Source organism: Citrobacter sp. wls711, assembly GCF_005281055.1.
Taxonomy (GTDB): domain Bacteria; phylum Pseudomonadota; class Gammaproteobacteria; order Enterobacterales; family Enterobacteriaceae; genus Citrobacter; species Citrobacter gillenii.
The window spans coordinates 80561-94069 of sequence record NZ_SZXC01000023.1 but is presented as its reverse complement, the minus strand read 5'-3'; the positions used below and the strand labels follow the sequence as shown (position 1 = coordinate 94069).

At 55.0% G+C, this 13509-nt stretch carries 9 protein-coding genes; 1 reads left to right on the top strand and 8 read right to left on the bottom strand.

From position 1 onward, the window contains the following. Positions 1–2 precede the first annotated feature (2 nt). The 3 genes from FDW98_RS08980 to glpE form a co-directional block, all read right to left on the bottom strand. A complete protein-coding gene (locus tag FDW98_RS08980; RefSeq protein ID WP_096759257.1) occupies positions 3–761 on the bottom strand; it encodes a DeoR/GlpR family transcriptional regulator in 759 nt (252 codons plus the stop codon). A gap of 74 nt (positions 762–835) precedes the next feature. Beyond that, on the bottom strand, positions 836–1666 hold the full coding sequence (gene glpG / locus FDW98_RS08975) for a rhomboid family intramembrane serine protease GlpG (RefSeq protein WP_096759256.1): 831 nt from the start codon (positions 1664–1666) through the stop codon (positions 836–838). A 103-nt stretch (positions 1667–1769) separates the two neighbouring features. Continuing rightward, the gene (gene glpE, locus FDW98_RS08970; protein ID WP_096759255.1) at positions 1770–2096 is read right to left on the bottom strand and encodes a thiosulfate sulfurtransferase GlpE; all 327 of its coding nucleotides are present in this window, start codon (positions 2094–2096) and stop codon (positions 1770–1772) included. A gap of 191 nt (positions 2097–2287) precedes the next feature. Between glpE and glpD the strand changes: the two genes are divergently transcribed. Next, positions 2288–3796 (top strand): glycerol-3-phosphate dehydrogenase, encoded by a 1509-nt coding sequence (gene glpD / locus FDW98_RS08965; RefSeq protein WP_096759254.1) that lies wholly within the window; start codon positions 2288–2290, stop codon positions 3794–3796. A gap of 182 nt (positions 3797–3978) precedes the next feature. On the opposite strand, the gene glgP is transcribed toward glpD, so the two are convergent. Genes glgP through glgB form a run of 5 tightly spaced genes read right to left on the bottom strand, consistent with a single transcriptional unit; the run spans position 3979 to position 13348 of the window. Continuing rightward, positions 3979–6426, bottom strand: a complete 2448-nt coding sequence (gene glgP, locus FDW98_RS08960) for a glycogen phosphorylase (RefSeq protein ID WP_096759253.1) — start codon at positions 6424–6426, stop codon at positions 3979–3981. Between the two features lie 19 nt (positions 6427–6445). After that, entirely contained in the window at positions 6446–7879 is a 1434-nt protein-coding gene (glgA, locus tag FDW98_RS08955) for a glycogen synthase GlgA (RefSeq protein ID WP_096759252.1), read from the bottom strand. Continuing rightward, positions 7879–9174 carry a glucose-1-phosphate adenylyltransferase gene (glgC, locus tag FDW98_RS08950; protein WP_096759251.1) on the bottom strand — a complete coding sequence of 432 codons (1296 nt, stop codon included), beginning with the start codon at positions 9172–9174 and terminating at the stop codon, positions 7879–7881. The genes glgA and glgC overlap by 1 nt, the downstream gene beginning before the upstream one ends. 17 nt (positions 9175–9191) lie before the next feature. Continuing rightward, positions 9192–11165: a glycogen debranching protein GlgX gene (glgX, locus tag FDW98_RS08945; protein WP_096759250.1), complete on the bottom strand. Its 1974-nt coding sequence runs from the start codon at positions 11163–11165 to the stop codon at positions 9192–9194. Continuing rightward, on the bottom strand, positions 11165–13348 hold the full coding sequence (gene glgB / locus FDW98_RS08940; protein WP_096759249.1) for a 1,4-alpha-glucan branching enzyme: 2184 nt from the start codon (positions 13346–13348) through the stop codon (positions 11165–11167). Before glgB ends, glgX begins: the two co-directional genes overlap by 1 nt. Between the last annotated feature and the right edge of the window lie 161 nt (positions 13349–13509).

The window sequence follows — 13509 nt, the reverse complement described above, 5'->3', positions numbered from 1 at the left end:
GATTAGCACAACTCCAGTTGAATATGGTGGTCGGCAATCACCTGCATCACGCCCGCGGGCGGCAGGGTGTCGGTATACACGGCGTCCACCATGCTGATGCTGCCCATATTCACCATTGCATTTCGACCAAACTTCGAATGATCCACCACCAGCATTACATGCCGTGAATTCTCAATAATGGCGCGTTTGGTGCGGACTTCGTGGTAATCAAATTCCAGCAATGAACCATCGCTGTCGATACCGCTGATCCCCAAAATACCGAAATCCAGACGAAACTGTGAAATAAAGTCGAGGGTGGCTTCGCCCATAATGCCGCCATCCCGGCTACGCAGTTCGCCCCCGGCCAGAATAATGCGGAAATCCTCTTTCACCATCAGCGTATTGGCCACGTTGAGGTTGTTGGTCACAATACGCAAGTTGCTATGGTTCAGCAGCGCGTGAGCGACGGCTTCCGGCGTGGTACCAATGTCAATAAATAGCGTGGAGCCGTTCGGGATCTGCGTGGCGACCTTACGGGCAATGCGCTCTTTTTCTGCCGTCTGCGTGGCCTTACGATCATGCCAGGGGGTATTCACCGAGCTGGAGGGCAACGCCGCGCCGCCGTGGTGGCGCAAAATCATGTTCTGATCGGCCAGGTCGTTAAGGTCCCGGCGAATCGTTTGTGGGCTGACGGAGAAATGCTCCACCAACTCCTCAGTGCTGACGTATCCCTGTTTTTTTACCAGTTCAATGATCGCGTCATGTCGTTGTGTTTGTTTCATTATTGTTCCCTGGAATTTCGCCGGATGGCGCTAACGCTTATCCGGCCTACAGTTTGCTATCACAACACTCTCATTCAATTTCGTTTTCGCACATTGAGCGTGTCTGCCAATGCCATAGCCAGACCAACAGCCAGGCCAGCCATATGTGCGCCGTTCGCCATCGACATGCCAAACAGATCGAACCAACCGGCAACAATCCAAATCAAGGCGAAGAGAATCAAACCACGCTGCAGGAAAATACCGCTTTGCGGATCGCGTTCGCCGCGTAGCCACACATAGCCCATCAACGCATACACCACGCCAGACAACCCACCAAACCACGGGCCGCTGAATTTCTGCTGCACATAGCCGCTCAGCAGGGCGCTGATAACGGTAATAACGATCAGTTTTCCGCTGCCCAACCGCTTTTCTACCGCCCCGCCGAGATACCACCACCACAGCAGGTTGAAGAGGATATGCATCAGCGAGAAGTGCATAAAAGCGTGGGTGAAATAACGCCAGAATTCAAATTTCAGCGAGGGATCGAACGGCCACGCTAACCACAGCATCACCGTTTGATCGCCCACCACATTCATGGCGATAAACACCAGCACACACGCGGCCATCACCACCCAGGTGACCGGGCCGGCGCGTTCGCGCAGCGTGGCAAGAAACGGAAAACGTTGATAGTGCAGGCCACTGTCGGTTTGGCCAGACTGCCAGCTGGCCGCCAGGTAACGCGGGTCGCCTGGGTTTTCCAGAAAACGCGCCAGCTCAGCGCGCACGCGTTCAGCCTGGGACTCATCCGCCAGCCAGACATCCGTTTGACTATGTTGTTGAATCGTCAGGATAACGCCCTGTGTCGCCATATAATCAACAAAGGCCTGCGCCACGCGGGGGTTAGCAAAAGAGGTAATCATCAACATCGTTGCTGTCGCTTATTCCACACAAAAGAGGACAGTATATCGACACTACCCGTTTCAGGCTGCATCTTTGTTATATCCGTCATACTTCACTGTAGCGTCGGGCTTACGCACCAAACGTCACTTCCGCAGGAAAATGTCGATGCCAGGCATCGAATCCACCGTCGATGCTGTACACCGCATCGTACCCCTGCTGAAGCAGATATTGTGCCGCACCTTTACTGCTGTTGCCGTGGTAACACATCACCAGCACAACGGTATCAAAATCATGGTCACGCATAAAGGAACCCAGCGTGTCGTTAGTCAGGTGAAACGCCTGTGGCGCATGGCCCATGGCATAGCTTTGCGGATCGCGGATATCCACCAGCACCGCCGTTCCGTGCAGCAGCTTCTGATGGGCTTCTTCGACATTGATACATTCAAACTGATCCATGATGTTCTCTTATTATTTCTGTGCAGGTAACCAATATTACCTGGCAGTGTACGTCGCCTGCACAGGTAAACGCCATAATGTTATATGTATCACTGTAAATTGTTTATCCGATGTTACCAATGGCGCGATTCTTTGCTATTATGCTCGATAACGAACATTAATGAGCTATAACGAAAGTGCGAGAGGCCAGCATGGAAACCAAAGATCTGATTGTGATAGGTGGAGGCATCAACGGTGCCGGTATCGCGGCAGATGCCGCTGGACGCGGTTTATCCGTGCTGATGCTGGAAGCGCAGGATTTAGCCTGTGCAACCTCCTCCGCCAGCTCCAAACTCATCCACGGTGGCCTGCGCTACCTGGAACACTACGAATTCCGTCTGGTCAGCGAAGCGCTGGCTGAACGTGAAGTCCTGTTGAAGATGGCACCGCATATCGCCTTCCCGATGCGCTTTCGTCTGCCCCATCGCCCGCACCTGCGTCCGGCCTGGATGATCCGTATTGGTCTGTTTATGTACGATCATCTGGGCAAACGCACCAGTTTACCAAGTTCCACCGGTTTGCGTTTTGGCGCAGATTCTGTGATGAAACCCGAGATTGTGCGCGGTTTCGAATATTCTGACTGTTGGGTAGACGATGCACGACTGGTTTTGGCAAATGCCCAAATGGTTGTGCGTAAAGGCGGGGAAGTATTAACCCGTACTCGCGCCACCTCCGCTCGTCGTGAAAACGGTCTGTGGATTGTCGAAGCGGAAGATATCGATACCGGCAAGAAACACACCTGGCAGGCTCGCGGCCTGGTTAACGCCACCGGTCCGTGGGTGAAAGAGTTCTTCGACGACGGTATGCACCTGCCTTCACCTTACGGTATCCGCCTGATTAAAGGCAGCCACATTGTGGTGCCGCGCGTACACACCCAGAAACAGGCTTACATCCTGCAAAACGAAGATAAACGTATTGTGTTTGTCATTCCGTGGATGGATGAGTTCTCAATTATCGGCACCACCGACGTCGAATACAAAGGCGATCCTAAAGCAGTGAAAATTGACGACAGCGAAATCAATTATCTGCTGCAGGTCTACAACGCACACTTTAAGAAACAGCTGGGCCGCGAGGATATCGTCTGGACCTACTCGGGCGTACGCCCGCTGTGCGATGACGAGTCCGACTCGCCGCAGGCTATTACCCGCGATTATACGCTGGATATCCACGACGAAAACGGCAAAGCGCCGCTGCTGTCAGTCTTCGGCGGCAAGTTAACCACCTACCGTAAGCTGGCCGAGCACGCGATGGAAAAACTGTCGTCGTACTATCAGGGCATCGGTCCGGCATGGACCAAAGAGTGCATCCTGCCTGGCGGTGACATCGGCGGCGATCGCGAAGATTACGCGGCAAAACTGCGCCGTCGCTATCCGTTCCTGACCGAATCACTGGCGCGCCACTATTCGCGCACCTACGGCAGCAACACCGAGTGGATCATCGGCGAAGCGACCTCGCTTGCTGAGTTAGGCGAAGACTTCGGGCACGAGTTCTATGAGGCAGAGCTGAAGTATCTGGTCGATCACGAATGGGTACGCCGCGCCGACGATGCGCTGTGGCGCCGCACGAAAGAAGGCATGTGGCTGAACGCTGAGCAGCAGGCACGCATGACCCAGTGGCTGGCGGAGTATGTTGAAAAACACCAGCTGTCGCTGGCGTCCTGATAAAAATGCCGGATGGCGGCTGACGCCTTATCCGGCCTACAAGAGTGCATTAACGTAGGCCGGGCAAGCGGAGCGCCCCCGGCAACGAGCGCCCTGTAGGCCCGGTAAGCGTCAACGCCACCGGGCATTTTGCCGGATGGCGGCTAACGCCTTATCCGGCCTACAGGTAGCCCTATCCCTTGTTACAACCGTACTGAATCAATATGCCAGATGTTCTCGGCGTACTCTTTGATGGTTCTGTCCGATGAGAAGTAGCCCATGTTGGCGATGTTAATCATTGCCTTGGTGGTCCACTGCTCCGGCTCGCGGTACAGTTCATCAACCTTGTCCTGACAATCGACATAGCTACGATAATCCGCCAGCACCTGATAGTGGTCACCGAAGTTGATCAGCGAATCCACCAGGTCGCGATAGCGTCCCGGCTCTTCAGGACTGAAGACCCCGCTGCCAATTTGCGTCAGCACCTGATGCAGCTCCTCATCTTTCTCGTAATACTCGCGCGGCTTGTAACCTTTGCTACGCAAGGCCTCCACCTCTTCTGCGGTATTCCCGAAGATAAAGATATTCTCCGCACCCACATGCTCCAGCATCTCGACGTTGGCTCCGTCCAGCGTACCGATGGTCAACGCACCGTTCAGCGCAAATTTCATGTTACTGGTCCCGGAGGCTTCGGTCCCGGCCAGTGAAATCTGCTCAGACAGGTCGGCGGCAGGAATGATCACCTGCGCCAGACTGACGCTGTAGTTTGGGATGAACACCACCTTCAGCTTGTCGCCAATCTGCGGATCGTTGTTGATCACTTTTGCCACATCGTTGATCAGATGGATGATGTGCTTCGCCATGTAATAGGCCGACGCGGCCTTACCGGCGAAGATATTCACGCGCGGCACCCACTCGGCGTCAGGATCGGCCTTGATGCGGTTGTAGCGGGTGATCACATGCAGCACGTTCATCAGCTGGCGTTTGTACTCATGAATACGCTTGATCTGCACATCAAACAGCGATTTCGGGTTCACCACCACGTTCAGCTGCTGGGCGATAAGCGTCGCCAGACGCTTTTTATTCTCCAGCTTCGCACGGCGTATGGCCTGGTTCACCAGAGGGTAATCACAATGCTGTTCCAGCTCGCTGAGTTGGCTGAGATCGGTTCGCCAGGTACGGCCAATGTTCTCGTCCAGCACCTCAGAAAGCGGCGGGTTGGCCAGCGCCAGCCAGCGGCGCGGCGTCACGCCGTTGGTGACGTTGCAAAAACGCGTTGGGAAGATTTTCGCAAAATCAGCAAACAGCGACTGCACCATCAGGTTGGAGTGCAGCTCAGACACGCCGTTTACTTTATGGCTGACCACCACCGCCAGCCACGCCATACGCACGCGGCGGCCGTTGGACTCATCAATGATCGAGGTACGTCCCAGCAGGCCGGTATCGTTCGGATACTGCTCCTGCAACGTCCTCAGGAAGTAGTCGTTAATCTCAAAGATAATTTGCAGATGGCGCGGCAGGATCTTGCCCAGCATATCCACCGGCCAGGTTTCCAGTGCTTCGCTCATCAGCGTGTGGTTGGTGTACGAGAACACCTGGCAGCAGACCTCAAACGCATCGTCCCAGCTAAACTTGTGCTCATCAATCAGCAGGCGCATCAGCTCAGGGATCGACAACACCGGGTGGGTATCGTTGAGGTGAATGGCGATTTTATCCGCCAGGTTGTCGTAGGTTTTGTGCAGCTGATAATGGCGGCTCAAAATATCCTGGATCGTCGAGGAGACCAGGAAGTACTCCTGGCGCAGACGCAGCTCGCGCCCGGAATAGGTGGAGTCATCCGGATACAGTACACGGGAGACGTTCTCAGAGTGGTTTTTATCTTCCACCGCCGCAAAGTAGTCGCCCTGGTTAAATTTACCGAGGTTGATTGCGCTACTGGCCTGAGCATTCCACAGGCGCAGCGTATTGGTCGCGTCAGTGTCGTAACCCGGGATAATCTGGTCGTATGCCACCGCGAGGATCTCTTCGGTCTCGACCCAGCGCATCTTCTTGCCTTCCATCTGAACACGGCCACCAAAGCGCACTTTGTAGCGCGTATTGTGGCGTTTGAACTCCCACGGGTTACCGTATTCCAGCCAGTAGTCCGGCGACTCTTTCTGTCGGCCATCAACAATATTCTGCTTGAACATGCCGTAGTCGTAGCGAATACCGTAGCCGCGGCCCGGCAGACCTAACGTCGCCAGCGAGTCGAGGAAGCAGGCTGCCAGACGCCCGAGGCCGCCGTTACCGAGGCCGGGGTCATTTTCTTCGTCGATTAGATCTTCGAGATCCAACCCCATGCCTTCCAGCGCATTTTTGACATCGTCATAAATTCCCAACGATAACAGTGCATTGGAAAGCGTGCGGCCAATCAGAAACTCCATTGACAGGTAATAGACCTGGCGGGTTTCCTGAGATAATTGCGCACGATTAGAACGCAGCCAGCGCTCCACGAGGCGATCGCGCACCGCGAACAACGTGGCGTTCAGCCACTCATGTTTGTTGGCAATAACCGGATCTTTGCCAATCGTGAACATCAGCTTGTAGGCGATAGAATGCTTAAGAGCCTCTACGCTGAGTGTGGGCGATGCATAACTAAATGGAGCATTCATATAGGTGATTCCTGGATATCTATTTCAAGCGATAGTAAAGCTCACGGTAGGATTTCGCCGCGACTTGCCAGCTAAAATCCATGGCCATTGCCTGACGTTGTACAAACCGCCAGAGCGAAGGGCGCGACCACAACACGAAAGCACGCCGGATTGCCCGCAACAGCGACCAGGCATTACTATCTTCAAATACAAACCCACTGGCGATACCGTCCGCCAGGTTTTCCAGCGAACTGTCGGACACCGTATCAGCCAGCCCACCGGTACGCCGCACCAGCGGTAGCGTACCGTACTTCAGTCCATACAATTGTGTTAAGCCACACGGCTCAAAGCGACTGGGCACCAGAATAACGTCAGCCCCGCCCATAATGCGGTGCGAGAAGGCCTCATGATAGCCAATCTGTACACCCACCTGGCCCGGATGCTCTGCCGCTGCCGCAAGGAAACCTTCCTGCAACACCGGATCGCCCGCACCCAGTAACGCTAACTGTCCGCCCTGCTCCAGTAAACCGGGCAGTGCTTCCAGCACCAGATCCAGCCCTTTCTGGCTGGTCAGGCGGCTCACGACTGCAAAAAGCGGCACTTTGTCGTTAACCTTAAGCCCCATCGCAATCTGTAGCTGACGCTTGTTCTCGGCTTTGTCTTCCAGCGAGTCACGCGTGTAGCGCGATGCCAGCAGCAGGTCCGTTTCCGGACTCCAGATATTTTCATCAACGCCGTTCAGCACGCCGGAAAGACGTCCTTCACGATGACGCTGCTGCAACAATCCCTCCATCCCATAGGCAAATTGCGCCTCGGTGATTTCCCGCGCGTAGGTCGGGCTAACCGCCGTAATATGGTCGGCGTAGTACAACCCCGCCTTCAGGAAAGAAATCTGCCCGTTGAACTCCAGTCCATGCACATTAAAGAATGACCATGGCAATTGGATGTCATCCATATGCTTTGCATAAAACATGCCTTGATAGGCCAGGTTGTGCACGGTGAACACCGATTTCGCCGGGTGGCCGCGTGCCGCCAGATACGCCGGGGCCAGACCTGCATGCCAGTCGTGCGCATGCACCACATCCGGGCGCCAGAATGGATCAAGCCCGCAGGCCATTTCGCATCCCACCCAGCCGAGCAGCGCAAAGCGCAGGACGTTATCAGAGTAAGCAAACAGGTTAGTATCGTGATACGGGCTGCCGGGACGGTCGTATAGGTGCGGCGCGTCAATCAGGTAAATACCGACGCCGTTGTAATGGCCGAACAGCAGCGTGATACGTCCGGCAAAGGTATCGCGCCGCGTCACGACCTGCGCATCAGGAATGCCGCGACGGATATCCGGAAACGCCGGGAGCACGACGCGGGCATCCACGCCATCGGCAATTTGCGCGGCCGGCAACGCGCCAAGAACATCTGCCAGTCCCCCGGTTTTTAACAGGGGGAACATCTCTGAACATACGTGTAAAACCTGCATTATCGCTCCTGTTTGATCTGCAGTTTGCGCAGCATTTCACGCGTGACCAGCACAATACCTTCCTCTGAACGGTAGAAACGACGTGCATCTTCTTCCGCGTTTTCACCAATCACCATACCTTCAGGAATGACGCAGGCGCGATCGATGATGCAGCGACGTAAGCGGCACGAACGTCCGACCCACACTTCAGGTAACAACACTGCCGAATCAATGTTACAGAAAGAATTCACCCGCACCCGCGGGAACAGAACGGACTGCACCACCACCGAACCGGAAATAATACAGCCGCCAGAGACCAGCGAGTTCAGCGTCATGCCGTGGCTACCGGAGCGGTCCTGCACAAACTTCGCCGGTGGCAGTGATTCCATGTGTGTGCGAATCGGCCAGTCCTGATCGTACATATCCAGTTCCGGGGTAACCGACGCCAGATCGAGGTTAGCCTTCCAGTAGGCTTCCAGTGTCCCAACGTCGCGCCAGTACGGCTCGGATTCCGGGTCAGACTGTACGCAGGATTTAGGGAATGGATGTGCATAAGCCATGCCAGCTGCGGTAATTTTCGGGATGATATCTTTGCCAAAGTCGTGGCTGGAGTTGTCATCGAGATCATCTTCTTCAAGTAATTCATACAGATAATCGGCGTTGAAAACATAGATCCCCATACTGGCAAGAGATCGGGTCGGATCGTTTGGCATGGCCGGTGGATTCGCCGGTTTTTCCACGAATTCGATGATTTTGTCGCTGTCGTCGACGTCCATGACGCCAAAGGCGCTGGCTTCCTCAATCGGCACCGGCATACAGGCCACGGTGCAGCGTGCGCCTTTTTCGACATGGTCGATCAGCATGCGCGAATAGTCCTGTTTGTAGATATGATCGCCCGCGAGGATCACCACATATTCCGCTTTATAGCGTCGAATGATGTCCAGGTTTTGGGTGACCGCATCTGCCGTACCGCGATACCAATTTTCACCCTGCATTCTTTGCTGGGCAGGCAGCAGATCGACAAACTCGTTCATCTCTTCACTGAAGAACGACCAGCCGCGCTGAATATGCTGCACCAGCGTGTGGGACTGGTACTGGGTGATCACGCCAATACGGCGGATCCCGGAGTTAATACAGTTGGATAAAGCAAAATCGATAATGCGGAACTTACCGCCAAAATGCACGGCAGGCTTAGCACGTTTGTTGGTTAAATCTTTCAGGCGGGTACCACGACCACCGGCCAGGATTAGGGCAACAGATTTTAATGGCAGCTGGCGCGCCAACATTACACGATCGTTCTTCTCTAAACTCACCATGACTAACTCCTTTTTTATCATCTTTGGAACACACACAGTCCGTGCGCAGGTCCCTGCCAGACAGCCGTAATAACCGGATTATCCTCTCCGGCAAATGGAGGAACGGCATGCCATTCCCCTTCAGGTAAAACGATATCTGTCACCTCAAGCGTGGCGTTTATCACGATCAGAAAACGGTCTGAAAGCAGGATCTGCATCTGCCTCGGGCCGTTTTGCCACTCATCCGCACTTAAGGGTTGTGCGTATCGGTTCAGCCAACGCACATTGCCGTCGCCCTCTTCCCACCAGCGATCGTCTGTTAAGGCAGGGATCTGCTGGCGAAGATGAATCAACGCGGCGGTGAATGTGGTTAGCCCGCTGTTTGCCTGCTGCCAGTCCAGCCAGGTTAAGGCGTTATCCTGGCAGTAAGCGTTATTGTTACCGTGCTGGCTATGACCATGTTCATCTCCCGCCAGCAACATCGGTGTACCCTGAGAAAGCAGCAACGTCGTCAACAGGGCATGCATGCTGTCGCGTCGCCGTTCAATCAGGTCCAGCGTGCCGCCTAATCCTTCTTTACCATGATTGTCGCTGTAGTTATTGCTAGTGCCGTCGCGATTTTCCTCACCATTCGCTTCATTGTGCTTATTTGTGAAGCACACACAGTCACGCAGCGTAAAACCATCGTGCGCCGTCACCAGATTGACCGATGCGCTGGGTTTGCGACCAGGGTGTTTAAACATGTCGCTGGAAGCCGCAAAACGTCCGGCAAACTCCCCAAGGGGCAGATTACGCTGGAGCCAGAAGCGTCGACTTGCATCGCGGAAATGGTCATTCCACTCAGCAAACGGCGGGGGAAAATTCCCAACCTGATACCCGCCTTCACCGATATCCCACGGCTCCGCAATCAGCTTAACGCCTGAAAGCAGCGGGCAGTTTTGGATTGCGGTAAACAGCGGCGCATCCTGACGAAACGCAGGCGTACGCCCCATGACGGATGCTAAATCAAAACGAAAACCGTCCACATGGCAGGTTTCCACCCAATAGCGCAGGCATTCGCACGCATACTCCACAACACCGGGATGGCTCAGGTTGAGGGTGTTCCCACAGCCGGTCCAGTTGTAGTAATCACCATCGTCCCTGATCCAATAATAGCTACGGTTATCAATTCCGCGCAGGGAGAAGACCGGCCCTTCAAGATCCAGCTCAGCGCTGTGGTTCAAAACGATATCGAGAATGACCTCAATCCCCGCTTTGTGTAGCGCTTTGACGGCATCGCGAAACTCATCCAGCGCGTGTTCAGGTGAGCAGGCATAGGCCGGATGCAGTGCAAACATGGCTACCGGGTTGTAGCCCCAGTAGTTCGACAGCCCCAGCCGCTGCAGTCGCGGCTCGCTGGCGAAATGCACCACGGGCAGCAGTTCCAGCGCAGTAATGCCGAGACGCTTGAAATAGTCGATCATCACCGGATGACCGAGCGCTTTGTAAGTGCCGCGAATCTGTTGCGGAATGTCCGGGTGCAGATACGTCAGCCCTTTAACATGCGCTTCGTAGATAACGGTATTGCCCCACGGCGTACGCGGCAGGGCATCGTCTTCCCAGTCATAATGGTCTGACACCACCACGCTTTTCAGGGCAATCGCCGCGTTATCGTGATGATCCGGTTCGTTCATTCCACCGTGCAGCAGCGGGTTATCTTTTAACTCGCCATCGACCCGGCGCGCGCAGGGGTCAATCAGCAGTTTCGCTGGGTTAAAACGGTGTCCTTGCTGCGGCTGCCACGGGCCATGTACGCGATAACCGTAGCGCAAACCGGGCCGGGCATCGGCCAGATAGCCGTGCCAGACATCGCCGCTACGCCCCGGCAAATCATAGCGATGCTCGCAGCCTTGCTCATCGAATATGCACAGTTCGACGCGCTCGGCATGCGCCGAAAAAAGGGTGAAATTAACGCCATGGCCGTCATACGTTGCACCATGGGGGGTGGCATTGCCGGTTGCCAGTTGTGTCATCACCCCTCCCGCATCAGCCAAATCGTGGCCAGCGGCGGCAACGTCAGGCTCAGTGAATGCTGGCGACCGTGGCTGACAATTTCATCGCTTTGTACTGCGCCGCCGTTGCCGGTATTGCTACCGTGGTAATGCATCGAGTCTGTGTTGAGGATTTCTCGCCATTTGCCCGGTTGATTGATGCCAAAGCGGTAGCCGTGGCGAGGTACCGGCGTAAAGTTGCTGGCAACGATAATTTCATTACCGGCTTTATCACGGCGCACAAAAATCAGCACCGACCGTTCGTTGTCATCGACCACCAGCCATTCAAAACCATAGCCGTCAAAGTCGAGTTCATGTAGCGCTTTGTGATGACGATAAGTGTGGTTCAGGTCGCGCACCAGACGCTGTACGCCGTGATGCCAGTTATCGCCCCCCTCCAGCAGATGCCAGTCGAGGCTGGCGTCGTGGTTCCATTCACGGCCCTGGGCAAACTCGTTACCCATAAACAGCAGCTTCTTACCCGGGAAGGCCCACATCCAGCCATAGTAGGCGCGCAGGTTGGCAAACTTCTGCCACGCATCGCCCGGCATGCGGTCGAGGATCGATTTCTTACCGTGTACCACTTCATCGTGTGACAGCGGCAGCACAAAGTTCTCGGTGTAGTTGTACAGCATGCCGAAAGTCAGCTTATCGTGATGGTGCTGGCGATAAACCGGGTCCAGCTTCATGTAGTCCAGCGTGTCGTGCATCCAGCCGAGGTTCCACTTGTACCAGAAACCTAAGCCACCCATGTCCTGCGGTCTTGATACACCGGCAAAATCGGTCGACTCTTCCGCCATACTCACCGCGCCGGGTACCTGTTCGCCAAGAATACGGTTGGTATTACGCAAAAACTCGATGGCTTCGAGGTTCTCACGCCCGCCGAATTCGTTCGGGATCCACTCGCCGTCTTTGCGGCTGTAATCGCGGTAAATCATCGACGCCACGGCATCCACGCGCAGCGCGTCAATGCCAAAGCGCTCAATCCAGTACAGGGCGTTACCTACCAGATAATTACTGACTTCACGGCGACCGTAGTTGTAGATCAGCGTGTTCCAGTCCTGGTGATAGCCTTCGCGCGGATCGCTGTGCTCATACAAGCTGGTACCGTCAAACTGAGCCAGGCCGAAGTCATCCGACGGGAAGTGACCGGGTACCCAGTCGAGGATCACGTTCAGCCCCGCCTGATGCGCGGCATTCACAAAATAGCGGAAGTCATCGCGCGTGCCGAAGCGTCGGGTCGGCGCATACATGCCGGTCGGTTGGTAGCCCCAACTGCCGTCAAATGGGTGCTCGCTAATCGGCAACAGCTCAATATGGGTAAAGCCCATCCACTTCACATAGGGGATCAGTTGATCCGCCAGTTCGCGATAGCTCAGCCAGAAGTTGTTGTCCGTATGGCGACGCCACGAGCCCAGATGCACTTCGTAGATAGAGATCGGCGCATCAAACTGGTTGGCTTTTATGCGTTCTTCCGTTTGCACCACTTTTTCGGGCAAACCGCAGATAAGCGACGCCGTTTCCGGACGCATTTGCGCTTCAAAGGCATACGGGTCGGCTTTGACACGCAAATGACCGTTGGCATCGATCATCTCGTATTTGTACAGCTGCCCCTGCTGTGCACCGGGGATAAACAGCTCCCAGATGCCGCTCTCTTTGCGCAGGCGCATCGGGTGGCGGCGACCGTCCCAGTAGTTGAACTGCCCTACTACCGAAACGCGTCGTGCGTTCGGTGCCCAGACGGAAAAACGCGTGCCGGTCACGCCGTCCATGGTATCCGCATGTGCGCCCAGCGTTTCGTACGGGCGCAGATGCGTCCCTTCGGACAACAGCCATGCGTCCATATCCTGAATAAGCGGGCCAAAACGGTAAGGGTCATCGATCAGATTCTGCTGTCCATGCCAGACAACAGCCAGCTGATAGCGAAAGAAATTTTTACGGCGGGGAATTACAGCACAGAAAAAACCGCGAGGGTCGAGGCAATCCAGCTTGCCGACTTTGCGTCCGGTTTTTGGTTCGATCACCCACACTTCGGTGGCGTCAGGTAATAGAGCACGGACTTCAAGTCCGGCGTCAGTTTGGTGCATACCGAGTACGGAAAAAGGATCCGCAAAATGGCCTGCAATTAGCGCATTAATCACGTCTCTATCGATACGAACGGACATGGTTGTCATCCTGTTTTATGGTGTCACCCCTTCCAACTGATTTTCGACATCAGGTAGTGACACTTTTTTTGACCTGAACGGCGCAGCACAATTGTGCATCCTCTCTGCGTCGTCCCACCTTCAGGCAACAACTTAATACCTCCGGTATTAAGTCACTCTTA

What these genes read in the sequence shown, in the direction of transcription:
- glpD (WP_096759254.1), top strand. Translation starts at nt 2,288, where the DNA reads ATGGAAACCAAAGATCTGATTGTGATAGGTGGAGGCATCAACGGTGCC.
- glgX (WP_096759250.1), bottom strand. Translation starts at nt 11,165, where the DNA reads ATGACACAACTGGCAACCGGCAATGCCACCCCCCATGGTGCAACGTAT.
- glpE (WP_096759255.1), bottom strand. Translation starts at nt 2,096, where the DNA reads ATGGATCAGTTTGAATGTATCAATGTCGAAGAAGCCCATCAGAAGCTG.
- glgB (WP_096759249.1), bottom strand. Translation starts at nt 13,348, where the DNA reads ATGTCCGTTCGTATCGATAGAGACGTGATTAATGCGCTAATTGCAGGC.
- glgA (WP_096759252.1), bottom strand. Translation starts at nt 7,879, where the DNA reads ATGCAGGTTTTACACGTATGTTCAGAGATGTTCCCCCTGTTAAAAACC.
- glgP (WP_096759253.1), bottom strand. Translation starts at nt 6,426, where the DNA reads ATGAATGCTCCATTTAGTTATGCATCGCCCACACTCAGCGTAGAGGCT.
- glpG (WP_096759256.1), bottom strand. Translation starts at nt 1,666, where the DNA reads ATGTTGATGATTACCTCTTTTGCTAACCCCCGCGTGGCGCAGGCCTTT.
- FDW98_RS08980 (WP_096759257.1), bottom strand. Translation starts at nt 761, where the DNA reads ATGAAACAAACACAACGACATGACGCGATCATTGAACTGGTAAAAAAA.
- glgC (WP_096759251.1), bottom strand. Translation starts at nt 9,174, where the DNA reads ATGGTGAGTTTAGAGAAGAACGATCGTGTAATGTTGGCGCGCCAGCTG.